Here is a 19365-nt window from a genome sequence, read left to right as displayed (position 1 = left end):
TGAATTTTCGAAATCAAAAAACAAGCGGATGAAAAAAGAACCGGGATCAGGCAAATTCAAACTCTGGAAAAAAGGAGCGCATCTTTTCTCGCCTCGCATTGACCGGTTCTCCATGAAGATTTATGACATCTACAAATTTATACTGCGTTTTTTTAAAGAAGCTTTTGTTCCGCCATACGACTTTAAGGAAATTATCAGACAGTGTTATTATGTTGGATACAAATCCCTCGTTTTAATTTCTCTTACAGGTTTTATTACAGGCCTGGTTTTCACCAAACAATCAAGACCTTCACTCGCAGAATTCGGCGCTACTTCATGGCTCCCATCGCTTATTTCCATCGCGATAATACGTGCGCTTGCACCGTTGGTAACCGCATTGATCGCAGCGGGTAAAGTAGGATCGAATATTGGTGCAGAACTTGGCTCCATGCGGGTAACCGAACAGATTGATGCAATGGAAGTTTCAGCAACAAATCCATTTAAATTTCTTGTAGTAACAAGGGTGATTGCCACCACTTGCATGCTACCAATGCTAATGATGTACACAGCCTTTGTGGGCATGATGGGCTCTTACCTGGATGTGCACAGTAAAGAACTAACAAGTTTCCGGGCATTTTTCCATAACGCTTTTCAGAGCATTACTTTTCTTGACATTTCTGCATCAGTCACCAGAGCCATAGTATTTGGCTTTACCATAGGCATGGCAGGATGTTATACCGGCTATAATGCTACGCAGGGCACACAAGGTGTGGGCCGGGCTGCCAATTCAGCGGTTGTGGCATCCATGTTTCTCATTTTCATTGAAGAAATTATCATCGTTCAAATAGTAAATGCAATCAGACCGATATAAATGAAGAAGCACATATCACATATCGACAGATCGACAGCCGTCATATCAATCAGGGATCTTTACAAATCTTTTGGAAGCCTGCATGTCCTGAAAGGCATTGACCTGGATTTATTTAAAGGTGAAAATGTTGTCGTACTGGGGCGCTCCGGAACGGGTAAATCCGTGCTTATCAAAATCATCTCCGGCCTTTTGAAACCCGATAAAGGTACCGTGCAGGTGCTGGGTGAAGAAGTGGATAAACTAAACACAAAAGAGTTGCAGGCACTTCGGCTCAAAATTGGATTTTCCTTTCAAAATAGTGCGCTGTATGATAGTATGACGGTAAGGGAAAATCTTGCATTCCCTCTTACAAGGAACAAACCTGGCATTAGCGATGACGAAGTGGAAGAAGCAGTAAAACAGGTTTTAGAAGACGTTGGGTTGTCGCAGGCGATCAATCAAATGCCGTCCGAACTATCCGGTGGTCAGCGTAAACGTATTGGCATTGCCCGCACCTTGATATTGCGCCCTGAGATCATGCTTTATGATGAGCCCACAGCCGGGCTGGATCCAATAACAAGTGCAGATATTAACAGCCTGATCAACGAAGTGCAGGAATTGTATCATACAAGCTCCATCATCATAACACACGATCTCACCTGCGCCAAAGCAACGGGCGATCGCATAGCAGTGATGCTTAACGGGCAGTTTAATAAAATGGGAAGTTTTGAGGAAGTTTTTGATTCAGACAACGACGAAATCAACAGCTTCTATAATTATAATTTTATCGAAGGCGGAAGTGCTTAATCTTCGGAGACAGGCTTGCCCCAAGACTGCTTTACCGATATAAGCACCTAAAACTATTTTGAATGAAACACATTAAAAATAAACGGGCAATAATTGTTGGTTTGTTTATCTTTTTTGCATTGGCCATATTTATTGCAGGCGTCTTTACACTCGGCGGACAACGAAAAGCCTTTGGCAAATCACTTACACTACGAGCAGTTTTTGATGATGTGAGCGGGCTAAAAATTGGCGACAACGTATGGCTCTCCGGTGTTAAAATAGGCACTGTAAAAAAGATAAGTTTCACGGAAGACCTGAGAGTGGAAGTGTTTATGACAATAGACAGAGAGGTGCAGCATCTGATACGGCATGGAGCAAAAGCGAAGATCAGCTCTGAAGGATTTATAGGTAACAAACTGATTGTTATTTACGGCGGAAAAAATGCAGATCAACAAATTGCCAATAACCAGTTACTTGATGTAGAAAAATATGTAACCACAGATGAAATGATGGCAACATTGCAGGCCAATAACCAAAACCTGTTAGCAATAACACAAAACCTGAAAACTTTAAGCTCAGAAATAATCGCCGGAAAAGGTGCAATTTCAGCTCTTCTGTACGACAGTTCGATAGTGACATCACTCCGTAGCACACTCAACAATTTTGATGGCACGGCCAGGAACAGCCGCCAGCTAATCGCAAGCCTCAACAACTTTTCTGCACAACTAAATGCATTCAGCGCCAAACTCAACCAGAACGGTGGTTTGATCGACGATCTTTTGACTGACACAACAGTGTTTAACAGTATCCGCGGCACTGTATCTCTCATAAGAGAAAGTGCTTACAATGCTTCAGAATTATCCAACAGCCTTAAGGATGCCAGTTATGAACTTTATAATAAGAACAGCCCCGCAGGTGTATTATTAAAAGATAGCGCCGTAGCGAATGATCTTCGCATCACAATAAAAAACCTGCAATCAAGTAGTCAAAAACTTGATGAAGACCTCGAAGCACTTCAGCACAACTTCCTGCTAAGAGGGTACTTTAAAAAGAAGGAAAAGAACGCGGTGAAAGACACTGCACGATAATTTGAAGGAGTCGCTGATCTCTGATCTTAGGATGTCTGATCTCATCTAGTGCGGGAAACTTCACAGTCTGTAACCGTATAAAATTAAATACAGTTACACAAAGCCACACTGAGAACGGAACGGAGAATACACCTGGAGCGATTGTCAATTCTCCGTTCTCAATTTTCAATTATCCCTAATTTGCATATTTGCACATTCACTCATTTGCACATTCATTTTCAATTTTCAACTTTCAATTTTCAATTAGTTCACCTATTTTTGAAGATAGCCCCAACAGCAATTTTATTTCACGAAAAACAACTTATCATGAAAATTGCATTGCAAGTACGCAGATACTTGCTTTTAACGGCCGCATGCTTTGTGTACATGTTATCAAAGGGCCAGTCATCAAGACCAAACATCATTTTTATCTTTTCGGATGACCACGCCTATCAAACCATCAGCGCTTACGGAAGCAAATTAGCAGTTACGCCTAATATTGACAGGATCGCAAGAGAAGGTGCGATATTTACCAATGCTATGGTAACGAATTCAATTTGCGGACCAAGCCGGGCTACTTTGTTAACAGGCAAATACAGTCATATTAACGGGTATACGCTTAATGAAAAGAAATTCAATACGGGCCAGCAAGTGTTTCCCCGCCTGCTACAGCAAAATGGTTATCAAACAGCCTGGATCGGAAAATGGCATTTAGGCAATTTGCCTGAAGGATTTGATCATTATCAGATACTTAATAGCCAGGGGCAGTATTATAATCCGCAGTTCATCAGCTCAAACCATGACACCACAATTCATCATGGTTATGTAACCAACCTTATTACGCAATTTACAGAAGCGTGGTTAGATAAGAGAGATACAAGTAAACCCTTCTTTTTAGTAGTTGGCGAAAAAGCAACCCACCGTGAATGGCTGCCGGATATCCAGGATCTGGGCGCGTATGATGATAAAACTTTTTCGCTGCCCCCGAACTTTCACGATGATTACAAGAACAGGATCGCTGCACAAAATCAGGACATGACCATTGATAAAACAATGCGTTTAAAAGAAGATTTAAAGGTGCATGCTGATTATGAAAAAGGCGGCATTTACAACCGTTTTACGGAAGATCAGAAAAAATCTTTTTATGATTATTATGAGAATAAAGTAAGCAAAGAGTTTGATGAAAAACGCCTGACAGGCGAAGCATTGGTTGAATGGAAATATCAGCGTTATTTGAAAGACTACCTGGCAACAGCTAAATCTTTAGACAGAAATATCGGCGAGATCTTAGCCTATCTTGACAAAACCGGGCTATCAAAAAACACAGTAGTCATTTATGCTTCTGATCAGGGCTTTTACATGGGTGAACATGGCTGGTTCGACAAACGTTTTATGTATGAGGAGTCATTGCGTACGCCTTTTGTAATGCGCTATCCTGGCGTAATAAAGCCCGGATCAGCCATCAATCAAATGACACTCAATATTGACTGGGCGCCAACCTTATTGAACATTGCACAGGTAAATATTCCGCAGGATATCCAGGGAACATCTTTTCTTCCTATTCTAAAAGGAGATAAAAATGTACCATGGCGAAAGGAAATGTATTATCATTATTACGAGTTTCCACAACCGCATCATGTGTACCCTCATTTCGGTATCAGAACAGAGCGTTATAAGCTGGTTCGATTCTATGACGCCGGCAACGCATGGGAGCTATACGATCTGCAAAAAGATCCGCATGAAGTAAATAATATTTACGGATCTAAAGGAACAGAAAAGCTCACTGCTGAATTAAAGCAACATCTGAAAAAGTTAATGATTGAATATAAGGATGAGGATGCGTTTAAGATACTGGATGCCGAAGGCTTAAAATAAGAAACTCTCGGTATAAAACAATCGAAAGCTATGTAATACGAATAGCTTTCGATTGTTTTTTTATTTGGCCTCTCACATTAATATAATTTTTATTTTCATATGTTTTATATTTGACTTCCCTAACCCCCTAAAATATGGCGATTAACAAAAGAAAATACAGCAAATGGCTGTCAGAATTAAAACAGAACATTTATCAATCCAAAATCCAAACGGCGCTACAGATAAATAGGAACATGCTAATGCTGTATTGGATCCTTGGCAAACAAATAACAGACAAAGTTGAAATAGAGGGTTGGGGCATGAAGATTGTTGACCAACTTTCACATGATCTGCAATTTGCTTTTCCTGATTTAAAAGGCTTTGCACGCAGGAACCTGATGTACATGAAAACCTTTTACAAGGCGTATCCAAATCTATTAATTGTGCAGCAGGCTGCTGCACAATTAGAAAAGAAGCGACAAAGCACTGCAACAACCCAACTGGCAGCCAACGATAAAAATTATAAGAAAAAAATTGTGCAGCAAGCTGCTGCACAAATAGGTGACAATTACTTTTCGATTCCCAACCCTTTATTGGTAAATATTCCATGGGGTCACCATATGCTATTGCTTGACAAGATAAGTTGCAATGAAGAACGCATTTGGTACATACAAAAAATTGTGGAACATAACTGGAGCAGAAGTGTTCTGTTGTATCAAATTGAATCGGGCTTGTATGAAAGGCAACAAAATAAAAAAAAGTCATCCAACTTTCATCTGACACTTCCTAAAAGACAGGGGGAGCTTGCAAACGCAATTCTGAAAGATCCTTACAAATTTGATTTTCTTCAGATAAACGAACGTACTACTGAGAGAGATTTAGAGTTAAAGCTGATTACGCATATTCAGGAATTTCTTATTGAACTTGGAGCCGGGTTTGCGTTTGTTGGCCGTCAGTATAAACTAAAGCTGGGGAGAAAAGAATACTTTATAGACCTGCTGTTCTATCATCTTAAACTTAGGTGCTATATTATAATCGAATTAAAGCTGGATGAGTTTGAATTTGCGCATTCAGGGCAGATGAACGGGTATTTAAATATTGTGGACCACCAATTAAAAACAGATGCAGACAATCCTACAATAGGAATTATCTTATGCAGTTCCAAAGATGATATCGAAGTTGATTTCGCATTGAAGCATCTCAACAGGCCTATCGGCGTTAGTGAATATTGTACTTTGAAAACTTTACCCAAAAACATCCGTGAAGCACTGCCAACCCCGTTACAACTAAAAAACGAAATAAAAAGATTCCTGCAATATAGAAACCAGTCCCGGGTTTCTAAAAAAACGAAAGAAAAAGCAACCACTCCGTAAACAAAAAATAGTACGACTATCTTATCTATTTTTCTAATTGTGCAGCAGCTGCTGCACAATTAGTAGAGACGCGATGCATCGCGTCTCTACATTACGAAAACAAATACTCAATATCCTCTTCTGTAAGCTGTTTCACAAAACCGTCTTCAGCAGCTACGAGGTCTTCTGACAATTTCTTTTTCTTCTCCTGCAATAAAAGAATTTTCTCTTCGATTGTATCGCGGCAGGCCATTTTGTAAGCGAATACACTTCGAATTTGACCAATGCGATGCGTTCTGTCAATGGCCTGATCCTGCACAGCTGTATTCCACCACGGATCAAAAATAAATACATAGTCTGCTGCAGTTAGCGTGAGCCCCGTATTACCAGCCTTAAGACTAATCAGAAACAGGTTAACGGTGCTGTCTTTATGCTGAAAAGCTTCAACCATTTCCGCACGCTTTGCCGGAGCCGTTTGTCCATCGAAATGATGGTAAGCAATATTTTTCTTTTTGCACTCATCAGCAAGCAGATCAAGCATAGAGCTAAACTGAGAAAATACCAGTACTTTATGGGAACCAAGCAAACCATCCAACTCATCCATCAACACATTGGTCTTAACAGATTCTGCGCTGATCCTTTCACCTACAGGCAACAACAACGGCGAATTGCAAACCTGCCTTAACTTCAACATACCTTGAATTACGGCCAGCTTACTTTCCGCAAGTCCCTTTTCTTTAATATCGAGGAACACACTGTTCTTCACTTGCTCTTTCACCTGATCGTATTGCGTTCTTTGTTCAGCATCCATATCGCACCAGAGAATTGACTCTATTTTTTCGGGCAGATCTTTTGCCACCTGTTCCTTAGTGCGGCGAAGAATAAACGGAGAAGTCATCTTTCTTAGGGCAGCCACTTTCTCTTCTTCATTATTTTTATCTATCGCATCCGCATACTCTTTCCTAAAAAATTCACGTGAGCCAAACATGCCCGGCAAAATAAAATTCAACTGTGCATAAAGGTCAAATGTATTATTGACGACAGGCGTGCCGCTTAGCGCAATTCTTACGCTGGCACTCAGTTGTTGTATAGCTTTTGTTATTTGTGCTGAAGGATTTTTTATATTATGGCTTTCATCCACAACTGCAACACCATATTCAATCTTGCTCAGCATATCAAGATCCGAACGCAATGTATTATAGCTTGTGATGATGATCTTTGCGGTAGTACGTGCAACATCTGCAATACGCGTTACCCCGTGGTGAACAACGGATCGGATTCCCGGCGCAAATTTTCTTAACTCAAATTGCCAGTTGTACATAAGGGATGCAGGACATACTATGACATGTTTTTTATCCGGGTGATTTTCTATATAATGAGCAAGTACGCAGATTGTCTGCAAAGTTTTACCAAGTCCCATGTCATCTGCAAGACAAGCGCCAGCTCCAATTTCTGTCAATAAGCGCATCCACTCATACCCTTTCCTTTGGTAAGGTCGCAATGTTACACTTACAGTGGTCGGCACAGAATAAATATCTTCACCACTTTGCCACTGCCTCATTTTTAGCCACCACTCTTCTTTAAGCGTTGTGTGTAAAATGCGCTGATCTTCCTGCAAATCCCTTTCTGTAACAGCTATCCATTTCGCAACGGTAATCTCATCTTTCTGAATTTTGCCATGCTTGATAACAGAAGCATATTGACTCAGCCATTCATCGTCTAAAATACCCAGTGATTCATCTTTCAGAAACAATGCTTTTTGACCTGAAAGCAAAAGCTTTTGCATTACCTGCAATGGAATTATTTCTTTTCCGAAAGAAATATTTAACCGCATGGTGACGAAACCTTCATCCTGCTTAATAATCTCCTTTTTCGTCGACACTTTATGCCTGGAGTAATGAAAATTCTTGAGCATATCCATGCCGATAATATCAACTTCTTCTTCCAGCAATTTATGATAGGTCCTTAAAAACCAATGTTTGTGTTTTGCTTCTTTAAAGCTGATCGAATAGCTACCGGTTAACTGATCAGCAAAACCCGGATGCAGTGATGAAAGAAAATTCAAAAACCGTTGTTCAGTTTCTGCATGACGCTTTATAATCACCGTATTTCCATCGGATGTTTGTATAGATCTATCCTTCCACGCTCCTTCCACAATCCATTCATCGTATATCCAACGGGGAGTAAATACAAGGTATTGATCATTCATCTCATGCAATACAACCTGGCTGGACGGAACCAATTCAACATCTTCTCCTTTTGACAATCCTTTGCGATCTATCTTATAATCTTTTTCCAGAACAGACAATACATTGGCAGCCAACGCAGCCTCATCCGCACAATCCGAAACATTCATTCCTTTCAACCATTGCAGCGTTTCATGATCTTTATAAGACAGCAGATAATACATACCTGATTTGTGCAACAGGAAATGAAAATGATCACAATCTTTCAGTGAAAATTTTTCATCACTCACGGCGCAGATCGCATTCAATTCAAAAGTCCCGTTTGCGCTTGTCAACTCAAAACTTAGCAACGGCTTTTGTTTGTGAAATGTGCATGTTGCAGTTGTATAGTTTTTGTCCTCCTGCTGAATTCTATGATACCATTTCAATGCATCGCCCTGCAATCTCAGCTTATCAATTAATTTATGCTGATGACGCATCATTTCACTTTTGCGAAAATCCTGGAGACTTATATTGGTGAGTTTCTCATGTTTTTGCCTTATCTCATCTCTTATATACCATATTGCTTCCGATCCAAAACCCACCAGCACATCTTTCACAGGCTTTGCCAGGTTGCCGTAAAATTTATTCACCTCTTGTTTATCAAGATCCTGGTCTTCATAGCTGGTTTTACCATTCTCCTTTTCAATATGCAGCGACACCACTAACGGCTTAGGCGTTTCCATTCTTTGCGGACATAACAATAATGCCGCCTTTACCTCTTTCTTTCCTGCCATAATATTCCATTCAATTTAAGGGCTGCAAACTTAAAGAACAGAATCGTATCGGGACAAAAAAAGAGCCGCCGTAATGGCAGCCCTTTCAGTATTTCTGTTCAAAGCCTGTCTGAATTCAAAAGCAAAAAGTAAAAAGGCCTAAATGTAGCCTATCATCTTTATATGCTAACGTTTGATAATGACTTGTTTACCGCTATATTTTACAACAGTATCAACCTTTCTTTCCGGATCAAATGGAACAGGCTTCTGTTTATCAATCCAAACTACATTGAATACCCGGTTCTTTAACATGCCGTCAAAAGAGCCTTCACAATTGCCAATGGTCAAACTGCGGCTGGCTTCATTATAGTTGAATTGAATATTGGAGAATGCTCCTCTTTCATAATTATAGTTCGTGTTCTCATCCTCATATAAGGTAAAGCTCGCATCCCTGCCGGCATAAACAAATAAAGTGATCTCAGTTGCAGGCTTTTCGCTACTGTATTGCAATTCAGGGCCGATGGGTATAATTGAACCTTCTTTTACAAATAATGGCATTCGCTCATAAGGTGCATCTGCATTGATTTGCTTTCCTCCTTCATTGTATTCTCCTGTATAAAAATTAAACCAACCCTGGCCTGAAGGAAGATACATTTCCCTTGCCGTTGCTTTATAAGTATACACAGGATTAACCAGCAGAGATGGACCAAACATATACTGGTCGCCAATATTCTTAACGGCCGTATCATTTGCAAAATCCATCACCAATCCGCGCATCATTGTATAATCTTTCAGCGTAGTTGCTCCCGCTATTGAGTAGATATAAGGCAGCAACCTGTAACGAAGCTTATTATAGTACAACATACTTTTATAAGCGGGATGTCCTTCAGGAGAAATGTTGTAGATCTCACGATAAGGGAACTGGCCATGCGAACGGAACAAAGGACAAAATGCACCAAACTGATACCAGCGTGCATTTAACTCGCGCCATTCGTCCAGGTCTTTTTCTGTCGGTTTTTCGTAACGATGCTCAACAGAAAAACCTCCGATGTCCATGGTCCAGTAAGGAAGACCAGACATAGCGAAATTTAAACCACCGCTGATCTGCGCTTTTAAATCAGACCAATGCGTAGCTATATCACCGCTCCAGATGGCCGCTGCATAGCGTTGCGATCCGGCAAATCCTGATCTTGTTAATAAGAATACTCGCTTGTTATTATCAACAGAACGCTGGCCCTCATAAATACCTCTTGCATTTTCTAACGGATAGGCATTCAGGTATTCAGCAGCAGTACCAAGAGCCGTTGGAGTCATTTGTTCTTTTCTTTTTTCAGGACTTACATTGGAAAGAATATCCGGTTCACTAGCATCCATCCACCACGCATCGATACCCTTTGTATATATTTTATCGTAGATCAGCTGCCAGAAACCTTTTCTTGCCTCATCATTAAATGCATCGTAAAAAGTAGAGATATAACCTTGCGCAATCCAGTCTCGCTGACGATCCGCAATATTTCTCTTGTACAGCCAGCCTTTGCTGTTAAACAGATCATACGCAGGTATGCCTTCATAAAACTTGGGCCAAACGGAGATCATAAACTGTGTATGATATTTTTTATGCAACACGCTGATCATACTGTCAGGATTGGGAAAGCGTGAAGGATCAAACTCCTGGCTGCCCCACTGATCCTGTTTCCAGTAACTCCAGTCAAGCACAATATTATCCAAAGGAATTTTTCGTTTTCTGAATTCATCAACGGTTGAAAGAATCTCCTCCTGCGTTTTATAACGCTCCCGGCTTTGCCAAAAGCCAAGTGACCACTTCGGCATCAATGAAGCTTTTCCCGTGAGCGTTCGATAGCCGCTGACTACCTCGTCCATGTTCTTTCCGTAAACAAAATAGTAGTCAACTGCACGCCCTGCTTCAGAGTTAAATGTAAATGTATTTTTATCCTGTTCCGGCACTGGAGGCAACCACTTAGCGGTTAGATACGATTCGCCACCATCCGGGATCCATTGAATTTTAAGCTGGTATTTTTTTCCTGGTTCCATAGCAACCCTAAATACCCCACTGCCGGGATTCCAGGCCTGCCTCCATCTGTCAAGTAATAACTTGCCGTCCATCCAAACCTTAATATATCCGGCATAAGTAAATTTAAACTTATGTTCTCCCGCCTCGCCGGATTGCATAGAGCCGGAGTACGTTACCATTCCTTTTTCAATGGCGAATTCTTTAGGCAGATACAATTTTGTCGCGTTAAGGTATTCATAGTTTATAACGGACTCAGCCTTTTCGAAAGCCACATTTTCCGGCTGATTGCGGTCATTGCTGTAAGAAGCCGTTAACCAGCCCTCGTCCCCCTTTGCAGAAAACAACTTCAGCGCCGACAAAGCTTTCCATGGGCGTGTATCTCCTACTGACGACAAAGAATAGTTATCCCAAAGAATGCCGTAATTTTTTGAGGAGATCAAAAAGGGGACGGCGACTTCCGTATTATTCTGAAACAATGTAACCTGCTGGTCTTTGTAATTATAGACATCATCCTGGTGCTGACCAAGGCCGTAATAACTATCATCAGTACTTGTCTCAAATGTTTGCGCAACAGCATACAACGGTTCACCTTCAAAAACAGCGGACGCTATTTTCCTTCCATTCATGTTTCTTTCGGTGACAATGGGATGTCCGTTATTATCAGCAAAGGAAACAGCACCAGTTTTAAGATCGCCTGTAACGGTAAGTTTTGCGGTAGTAAGAACCAATCTGCCATTCTCTTCCTCCACTTTCCACGTAGTATTTGTTGTATATGGTATTACAGACAAACTGTTTCTCTTTGGAATATCTGTTGAAGGAGCCGCAACAACATGCACAATATTTTCGGTCACAACTTCCAGCTTAACAGCCCTGGCATTACCTGAAAAATTCACATCCGGATATATAGTTACACCGTTATTATTCTTAATATATGCCGGACTATTTTGAGCGGACGCACGAAATGTGGCAACCATCAGCAAGCCCGCAGCAAGCAGTTGGAGAAACTTTTTCCTGATCATTTAGTTAATGGTTTAAAATATTCTATCGGAAAGCGAAAATAGGGGGTGCGTTTCCCGGACAAGGTACTAAAATGTAAATTTTTAGGTATCAAAATGTTTACAAAGCGCCTGTTTTCAGGCTTTTTCGCAAAAATGCCATGCATGGGCAACACCGTACAACGATGGCGACCGAAATATCATCAGTGCGATGATGTTAGATTACCATTCACACAATCATCCGCAAGCACTTATCAAATAGTTGAAGAAAATCTTCCTCTTCCGAATTATTTTTGCCGTCACTTTTAAAAAACGATCACATGCATGGCGATAAAGAAATAGAACATTATGATAAGGATTTTAGTAATATAACCTACGAAGGGAAACTGGTAAAAGATCGCTTTTTTGACACCTGCCGTTTTTATGGATCTAACCTTAAAGAATGCATGTTTGAAGATTGCCACTTTGAAAACTGCACATTCATTAACTGCGACATTTCTCTTCTGCGGTTTAAAAGAACCCAGTTCAATGGCATTAAAATAGACAACTCCAAGGCCATTGGTATTACATGGCAGGATGCAGACAATCCGTTAAACCTGGAATTCAGCAATACCAACCTTAGCTATAGCAGTTTTTACGGAAAAAATCTCCGCAAAATAAATATCACAGATAGTGTGGCACATGACGTTGATTTTGCCAACTGCAATTTGTCGGCAGCCAATTTCTCGGGAACAGACCTGTTAAACGCGCGTTTTGTTAATACGGATCTTTCTCTGGCCAATTTCACCGACGCAATAAATTACACCATCAATATACAGGAGAATAACATAAAGAAAGCGAAGTTTAAATTACCTGAGGCGCTTTCTTTATTGCAAAGCCTGAACATTATTCTGCTTGAGTAAACCACCTCATCTCCTGCTGCTATTCAATTTCTTGTACTAACTTTAAACAAAAAGCAGATAAATTGCATGGCCAAAGACGTAACAAAAAACAAGTGGCAGGATATTTTACTCTGGATGACACCTTTGCACAGGGTTTTAATTGCTTCTGCAGCAACAATCCTTACGTTCATTTTTATAAGGAAAAATTCTTTCAGTGCCCCTTTGCTTGCTATTCTGTTGTGGGATGTCTTCGCGGTTTGTTATACACTCGCAACGTGGCTCATTATTCTCACCAGATCTACAATACAATTAAGGATACAGGCGCGGATTGAAGACGGCAGCAGAATTTTTGTTTTTTCATCTATCATTATCGCATCTATAGCCTGCATGTGTACGGTTGTGTTGCTTATTGTCAGTAAAGATGGTTCACAATCCGGACTGTATCTTCCGGTTTCGATTGCCGGCATGCTCCTTTCATGGACGATTGTGCATACTACATTTTGCCTGCACTATGCATATCTTTTTTATGATGATGACGAAGAGGACACTACCAGGCACGCAGAAGGCCTGGACTTTCCCAACGAGAAAAAACCAGACCTTCTAGACTTTGCTTATTTTTCATTTGTAATAGGAATGACCTTCCAGGTATCAGATGTGGAAGTTACGTCGCGTATTATCAGGCGCACAGTACTTTTCCACGGCTTACTTTCCTTCGTGTTAAACACGTTTGTAGTCGCCTTAACCGTCAACTTAATTGCCGGCTTAAAAGCGTAGCTACCATCTTTACATCGCCTCTATTTCAAAATTTACAAACTTGGCTCGCTGCCTTATCTGCCTTGCTATTTCCCGGATTACAGGCTTCGGATATGTTTCCGGAGTCTGAACGACAACTGTTTTGCCTTTTGTAGAAAACTGTACTTCACCGGCCACATTAATGTCAGGATATTGGTCCTTAAAACTCTGCTGAATTGTTTCCAGCGGCCGCTGCATCAGTTCTTCAAAAAAGTCTTTTGCAGTCATAAAAGCGTTTTTATGAAAATACTACTATCATTCATAAAATACAAGCAATGAAACACAAATAGCAATTATTTCACGTCGATTGTTCAAACACTACAGACCGATTTTGATTTCATTTTAATGTCTATTTGTTTAATCCACCGGCACTATGCGGATTTATCTTTTTTAACCTATAATAAAATTTTAAGTCCTATTACATAGCAACCGGCTTTTTGTCTTTTAAAACCGATTTCAATTTATTGAGCTGGGAAAGCATGTCCCGGGCATTATTTTTTTCGTATTCCATTGCATCGGCCATGTTACCATCAAGCGAGTCATAATACCTGATCTGCTGATCGAGATCGCGTTTTACAGAATCATATATTTTATCCGCCAGCACATTATCTTCCGCGCGATAACAGGCCTCCAGCATCATCATTGACACGCGGTTGTGATCATTGCCGCGCGAAACCATGCCATATGGCATATTTGTGTCAGGTATCATTTTATCGGTGTATTGAACAACACGTCTTGCCTCTTCTTTTTTTCCTTCAAAAAACAGATTTAATGACAGCTCTGCATCCGCCCTTCTTATAATGGATAGCTGCCTCCGGTTTTCTTCATCAAAATATACATTTGGATGACTTGCATTTCCGAAGCCAAACTTATTCATCACCACATCGGTCATTCGAGCCGTATTGACATTTGAATTTAAAACCGGCACCAATCTGTAAGCCAGTCCATCTCTCCTAAAATATTCGCCAAAACCCAAATCGCTATAAGGCATTGTAAAGTAAATGGGCCTCTTCCATTGATTAGCTGCAATGATGCTTAGAATAGCCAGGTGATTTTTATAAAGCGTAGTTGTGGGAATTGTGAAATTGATGTTTTTAACAATACTATCATTTTTATTTACTGTGCCGTTAGCGCGCACTGTAGCCTCATCTACCGGAATGCTTAAACTACGAACGGGAAAAATATTGTATCCCCGTTCATCAACATTGCGATCGTCGCCCACATAATTCTTCATAACACTATACAGATCGTAAAATTTGTTTTCAGGATATTGCGGTTGAGGACGATACACTGCAAAATCCCGCTTGCCGCCCTCAATCTGATCTTTGGACCAGATCACGTCAACCGGATCGCTATTATTTATTTTGTAGCGAAGCTGATTAATGTTCCAGTCCGATGCAAGCAACGAAGTGATAACAACCCGGACATCCGGACGAATCCCTTCCACTTCCTGTGCATACCAAAGCGGATACGTATCATTATCCCCATAGCTGAACAAGATGGCATTTGGTGCGCAGCTTTCGAGGTAATCTTTCGCCAAGTCCCGAGCTGTTTGTTTGTGGCTTCTGTCGTGATCATCCCATTCCTGTATTGCCATCCATACCGGAACGGCAAATGCAACAATAAATGATACTGATGCCACTGCTTTTTTATTGGATAATGCGCGAAATGCAGATGGCAAAGCGATGGCTGTAAGCATAAAGACAATTACGAAACCGACACCTGCCACAAATGCGCCTCCGTTACCGGATGCTGCCGTAAATACTATGAGCAGACTGCAAAGCAATCCGTACAATGCAACATCTTTTATCATCTTCATATTCCGGTTGACGATCATCTCTGCAAAGAACGGAACCGCCAATCCTATCCATATGCTAAACGCATAAAATGAACCTACATAAGCATAATCCCTTTCCCTTGGCTGAAAGCCTGGTTGATTGAGATAGATTATAATGGCAAAACCCGTCATAAAGAAAAGCAGTGTAGAAACAAATGCATCTTCCTTATTCTTTTTGTATTGAAAAAACAAGCCAAGCAAACCAAGAACAAGCGGCAACATAAATAGCTTGTTGTGGCCTTTATTTTGCTTCAGGCTGTCAGGCATTAACTTTTGATCTCCATACATGGAGTTGTCAACAAACGGAATACCTGTTATCCAATTACCATCACGAACATTCGCTGAAAAAACTCCCTCGATATCATTTTGTCTGCCGCTGAAATTCCAGAGAAAATAACGGAGGTACATAAAACTGGTCTGGTAGTTAAGAAAGAACCGCATATTATCATAGAAACCAGGTTTGGTATACAAGCCATTCTCATCTTTATCTATTGCGTAGCTACCATCTTTCAACTTACCTACATTCATAAAGAACGCGTAGTAATCAGCATGATTCTGATCATTGGTCATATCCCACATACGCGGAAATACCATTTTATCCTGCGGCATAAAAACATAATGACCACGCTTACCCGCACTAATATATTTATGTTCGCCTTTTTGAAATTTTTCTGATTCTTCTTTATAGTCTACAGGCTGCGCGTTAAATTTTTGGCCATAAAGAATCGGGAAGTCACCATACTGTTCGCGTCCAAGATAACCTGCAAGACTTTGCGGATTATCAACATTAAAGACATCAATGCCGGGATCGGCATTACTCCTCAACATGGTAGTGATGTACATGCTATAGCCAATCAATATAAACGCGACGCCCCATAACGACAACCTTAAATATGGCAGATCCTTTTTACCTGCATATCGTAACCCAAACCAGATAAGTACTGCTAACAGGATGAAGAAAAACGCAAATCCGGAAAAGAATGGCAGCCCAAGGTTGTTAACGAAAAACACATCAAAACTACCAGCAACTTTTACGGTATACTGGATCAACCCCACCTGAACAATACCGAGAATAACTACACTCAACACCAGGAAAATATAAGCTCCGCCGTAATATGTTTTTCTTGCTTTGCCAACTCTCTCGATGATGAATAGAACAGCGATGGATATTAGCGCTCCAAAAAATATCAACGCAGCCACCGTATTATCTGCCGGAATTCCGCGTTCCTCATTCGCTTCTCCCTGCGCACTTAATATAGCACCGATAAAACCCAATGCGCCAAGAATGATCACACTTCTGATAAAATATTTACGCAGGCGCGCATAGTTAAACCCTGCTGCTTTTTTGAAATAATAAATCATAACAATGGCCGGGATACACAGCAGACATAATAAGTGCACGCCGATAGACAAGCCAATGAGAAAGAATATAAATATCAACCATTTGTCCGCACCCGGTTCGTTTGCCTGTTCCTCCCATTTAAGCGCCGCCCAAAATACAATGGCTGTAAAGAATGAACTTAACGCATATACTTCACCCTCTACTGCACTAAACCAAAACGAATCAGAAAAAGTATAAGCAGCTGCACCTACAACGCCTGCACCTATGATTGTAATGACTTGCGAAAAATCTATTGCAAGTGTTTTATCTTTTACCACCATTCTCCGTGCAAAGTGTGTAATGCTCCAGAACAGAAAGAGAATAGTAAACCCACTTGCCATTGCAGACATAACATTTACAGCTTTTGCGGCCGTCATAGGATTATCACCGAACAGAACAATAAAAAGACGGCCCAGCAACACAAACAGCGGCGCCCCCGGCGGATGCGGTATTTGCAGCTTTAAACAAGTACTTACAAACTCACCACAATCCCACAAACTTCCTCCTGGCTCAATGGTCAGCAAATAAACAGCGCATGCGGCAAGACACACAAGCCATCCGGCAATGTTATTGATCTTTCTAAAATTCATGTATGCTTATTTTAATTTTATTAAGCTCTGAGCTTTCAGCTATGGACATAACTCTACTATTTGATTTTTCGAATCAAAAAAAAGAGTTGATTAGCAATAGAATTACACGGCTGTATAATTGGCCACAACCATCGCAAATCAGATCTTATATGTTTGTTGATTGATTTAGCTAAGTAACTTACCTAAGATTTGTTTGAGTTTTATCGTTTACAGTTTTATCACCTGTGTTTTTTTGAACTGCATGTTCTATCCTTGTATTATCTTTTTCTTCAACTGTACTGTAAGCAACACTTTCATTATTTCTTGCCTGCAAAATTTCATCTACACTGATACGTGCATTGTCTTCATTTGATTTGTTCTGTCTGACAGCAGTATTATTAGCCGGCAGATCGATAATTATTTGAACCGAAAAATTCTTTGCCGAAAAGGAAGTATCCATCATAAAAGTGATGGCATGACTATCAATATTTGAATAACCTTTTTTCTTCAGTAATGATGTTAGCCTGCTTTTTTCATCCTGCATTAAGGACAGACTCAGCTCGCCGCCTGGCTTCAGCAAAGAGTTTGGTTGATCATTTTTTATGATAGCTTCAATAGCCGGATCTTTTATAAAGTAGGTAAGTTTTCCCACGCTGAATGACTCGGCAGTTAAAAGCGTACGTTCTCTTGAAGCTGTTGTTCTTTTATCCGGTTGCCCGCGAAATAGCACCAGCAACATACAAATGACAGGAACAATAAAAAAGAATTTAAGCAGATGAGCATTACCGGTGCGCCCTTTGTTCATCATATAAATTCTTTTTTTCAACGAAGAAAAATTCAGATTATTGGTTATTTGTAATGGTGTATTACCTCCGACCTTTAACAGCAGATATTGATAGGCTTTGTGATCGGCACCCGCATTTAACACCTGTTCATCGGCAATAAATTCAAGGTTTTCCTTGATGGCCTTTTTTATTAGCCATGCAAAAGGATTGTACCAGTTACAAATACATACAAATTCAGCTATCAGCATGTCAATGGTATGTTTTTGCTGTACATGTACCAACTCATGCTGAACGATTTCTTGAAGCTCTTGTTCATTGTATTCATCTTTATTCAGGTAGATACTTTGATGAAATGAAAACGGTGCTATATTATCGTTTACATGAAAAATTTTAACAGGGCCGCTTTTTAAAAGTTCAGACCTGTTTTGCAAGCGCTTCAATGAATACAACTGGATCAACAATCTTACAACCAATACAATTGTTCCGACCATGAATGCGATGCCAATCCATTTCCACCAATCAATATGTGGACCTAACGGACCCTGATTGTTGTTGAACGTTGTGCTATTTATTGTGGGAATACTTCTTATAAAGACGACATTCTGCAATTTTTCAGGTTGCATCAATATGCCAATATTAATCACCGGTATCATAAATGCAAACAGCGTAAATAAAAGCAGAAACCAGCGGTTCCATTGATAATGCGTAATGCGCCTTAGCGCAAAATGATAAAACAGGTAAGTCGCTCCAATGCAAAGCGACATTTTCAATATATATTCAAATAACGCAGGCATATAGAATGTTTTATTTTTTTTCTTCAATCATGGCAATCAACTCCTTCAGTTCATTAGGCTTTAACTTCTTTTGCTGAATAAAGAAATTAACCATTTCCTTGTAAGAGCTGTTAAAGTAATTCTGAACAAATCCCTGCATAAACTTCTTCTTATAGTCTTCTTCGGTTATCTGCGGTTTGTATAAATAGGTATTACCAACAAGTGAACTTTGTAAAAAGCCTTTCTTCTCAAGATTCTTCACTGTTGACGCCAACGTGGTATAGGGTGGCTTTGGTTCATCCATAGCTTCCAGGAAGGTTTTTACATTCCCTTCTCCAACATTCCAGATCACATGCATAACATCCTCTTCCTGGTGACTCAACTTTTCCATTTACGAAATTTTCGTAAACCTACGAACATTTCGTAAACAAAAAAAACCAAATTCTGTATTATGAAAATTATAACTTAGAAAGGCTTTTATCTCTGTCTAA

The 19365-nt window shown here is 40.2% G+C and carries 13 protein-coding genes; 7 read left to right on the top strand and 6 right to left on the bottom strand.

Translation table 11 applies throughout. From position 1 onward, the window contains the following. Positions 1–28: 28 nt before the first annotated feature. From QTN47_RS01615 to QTN47_RS01595, 5 genes are all read left to right on the top strand, one after another. Complete coding sequence (locus QTN47_RS01615) at positions 29–850, top strand: MlaE family ABC transporter permease (protein WP_369327559.1); 822 nt, start codon at positions 29–31, stop codon at positions 848–850. Then, entirely contained in the window at positions 851–1636 is a 786-nt protein-coding gene (locus QTN47_RS01610) for an ABC transporter ATP-binding protein (protein ID WP_369327558.1), read from the top strand. Positions 1637–1698: 62 nt separating this feature from the next. After that, positions 1699–2703 carry an MlaD family protein gene (locus QTN47_RS01605; RefSeq protein ID WP_369327557.1) on the top strand — a complete coding sequence of 335 codons (1005 nt, stop codon included), beginning with the start codon at positions 1699–1701 and terminating at the stop codon, positions 2701–2703. Positions 2704–3009: 306 nt separating this feature from the next. Beyond that, positions 3010–4557 carry a sulfatase family protein gene (locus QTN47_RS01600; protein ID WP_369327556.1) on the top strand — a complete coding sequence of 516 codons (1548 nt, stop codon included), beginning with the start codon at positions 3010–3012 and terminating at the stop codon, positions 4555–4557. Positions 4558–4691: 134 nt separating this feature from the next. Next, on the top strand, positions 4692–5909 hold the full coding sequence (locus tag QTN47_RS01595) for a PDDEXK nuclease domain-containing protein (protein ID WP_369327555.1): 1218 nt from the start codon (positions 4692–4694) through the stop codon (positions 5907–5909). 91 nt (positions 5910–6000) lie between these two features. Here QTN47_RS01595 and QTN47_RS01590 read toward each other — a convergent pair whose 3' ends face one another. Together QTN47_RS01590 and QTN47_RS01585 are read right to left on the bottom strand one after the other, a co-directional pair. Next, a complete protein-coding gene (locus tag QTN47_RS01590) occupies positions 6001–8850 on the bottom strand; it encodes a DEAD/DEAH box helicase (protein WP_369327554.1) in 2850 nt (949 codons plus the stop codon). 165 nt (positions 8851–9015) lie between these two features. After that, positions 9016–11880 carry a TIM-barrel domain-containing protein gene (locus QTN47_RS01585; protein WP_369327553.1) on the bottom strand — a complete coding sequence of 955 codons (2865 nt, stop codon included), beginning with the start codon at positions 11878–11880 and terminating at the stop codon, positions 9016–9018. 296 nt (positions 11881–12176) lie between these two features. On the opposite strand from QTN47_RS01585, the gene QTN47_RS01580 reads away from it, so the two are divergent. Further along, positions 12177–12758, top strand: coding sequence for a pentapeptide repeat-containing protein (locus QTN47_RS01580; RefSeq protein ID WP_369327552.1), 582 nt, complete (start codon positions 12177–12179; stop codon positions 12756–12758). Between the two features lie 66 nt (positions 12759–12824). Further along, positions 12825–13511, top strand: coding sequence for a DUF1345 domain-containing protein (locus tag QTN47_RS01575; protein WP_369327551.1), 687 nt, complete (start codon positions 12825–12827; stop codon positions 13509–13511). 9 nt (positions 13512–13520) lie between these two features. Here QTN47_RS01575 and QTN47_RS01570 read toward each other — a convergent pair whose 3' ends face one another. The 4 genes from QTN47_RS01570 to QTN47_RS01555 all read right to left on the bottom strand — a co-directional run bounded on the left by QTN47_RS01570 (position 13521) and on the right by QTN47_RS01555 (position 19265). Further along, on the bottom strand, positions 13521–13757 hold the full coding sequence (locus tag QTN47_RS01570; protein WP_369327550.1) for a hypothetical protein: 237 nt from the start codon (positions 13755–13757) through the stop codon (positions 13521–13523). Positions 13758–13947: 190 nt separating this feature from the next. Continuing rightward, positions 13948–17337 carry a glycosyltransferase family 117 protein gene (locus QTN47_RS01565; RefSeq protein ID WP_369327548.1) on the bottom strand — a complete coding sequence of 1130 codons (3390 nt, stop codon included), beginning with the start codon at positions 17335–17337 and terminating at the stop codon, positions 13948–13950. A gap of 178 nt (positions 17338–17515) precedes the next feature. Further along, positions 17516–18895: a M56 family metallopeptidase gene (locus QTN47_RS01560; RefSeq protein WP_369327547.1), complete on the bottom strand. Its 1380-nt coding sequence runs from the start codon at positions 18893–18895 to the stop codon at positions 17516–17518. 10 nt (positions 18896–18905) lie between these two features. Beyond that, complete coding sequence (locus QTN47_RS01555; RefSeq protein WP_369327546.1) at positions 18906–19265, bottom strand: BlaI/MecI/CopY family transcriptional regulator; 360 nt, start codon at positions 19263–19265, stop codon at positions 18906–18908. Between the last annotated feature and the right edge of the window lie 100 nt (positions 19266–19365).

The organism is Danxiaibacter flavus (assembly GCF_041060425.1).
In the GTDB taxonomy this organism is placed as follows: Bacteria; Bacteroidota; Bacteroidia; order Chitinophagales; family Chitinophagaceae; genus Danxiaibacter; species Danxiaibacter flavus.
The sequence above is the reverse complement of the archived record's forward strand: the minus strand, read 5'-3'. Positions and strand labels throughout refer to the sequence as shown.

What these genes read in the sequence shown, in the direction of transcription:
- QTN47_RS01615 (WP_369327559.1), top strand. Translation starts at nt 29, where the DNA reads ATGAAAAAAGAACCGGGATCAGGCAAATTCAAACTCTGGAAAAAAGGA.
- QTN47_RS01610 (WP_369327558.1), top strand. Translation starts at nt 851, where the DNA reads ATGAAGAAGCACATATCACATATCGACAGATCGACAGCCGTCATATCA.
- QTN47_RS01605 (WP_369327557.1), top strand. Translation starts at nt 1,699, where the DNA reads ATGAAACACATTAAAAATAAACGGGCAATAATTGTTGGTTTGTTTATC.
- QTN47_RS01600 (WP_369327556.1), top strand. Translation starts at nt 3,010, where the DNA reads ATGAAAATTGCATTGCAAGTACGCAGATACTTGCTTTTAACGGCCGCA.
- QTN47_RS01595 (WP_369327555.1), top strand. Translation starts at nt 4,692, where the DNA reads ATGGCGATTAACAAAAGAAAATACAGCAAATGGCTGTCAGAATTAAAA.
- QTN47_RS01590 (WP_369327554.1), bottom strand. Translation starts at nt 8,850, where the DNA reads ATGGCAGGAAAGAAAGAGGTAAAGGCGGCATTATTGTTATGTCCGCAA.
- QTN47_RS01585 (WP_369327553.1), bottom strand. Translation starts at nt 11,880, where the DNA reads ATGATCAGGAAAAAGTTTCTCCAACTGCTTGCTGCGGGCTTGCTGATG.
- QTN47_RS01580 (WP_369327552.1), top strand. Translation starts at nt 12,177, where the DNA reads ATGCATGGCGATAAAGAAATAGAACATTATGATAAGGATTTTAGTAAT.
- QTN47_RS01575 (WP_369327551.1), top strand. Translation starts at nt 12,825, where the DNA reads ATGGCCAAAGACGTAACAAAAAACAAGTGGCAGGATATTTTACTCTGG.
- QTN47_RS01570 (WP_369327550.1), bottom strand. Translation starts at nt 13,757, where the DNA reads ATGACTGCAAAAGACTTTTTTGAAGAACTGATGCAGCGGCCGCTGGAA.
- QTN47_RS01565 (WP_369327548.1), bottom strand. Translation starts at nt 17,337, where the DNA reads ATGAATTTTAGAAAGATCAATAACATTGCCGGATGGCTTGTGTGTCTT.
- QTN47_RS01560 (WP_369327547.1), bottom strand. Translation starts at nt 18,895, where the DNA reads ATGCCTGCGTTATTTGAATATATATTGAAAATGTCGCTTTGCATTGGA.
- QTN47_RS01555 (WP_369327546.1), bottom strand. Translation starts at nt 19,265, where the DNA reads ATGGAAAAGTTGAGTCACCAGGAAGAGGATGTTATGCATGTGATCTGG.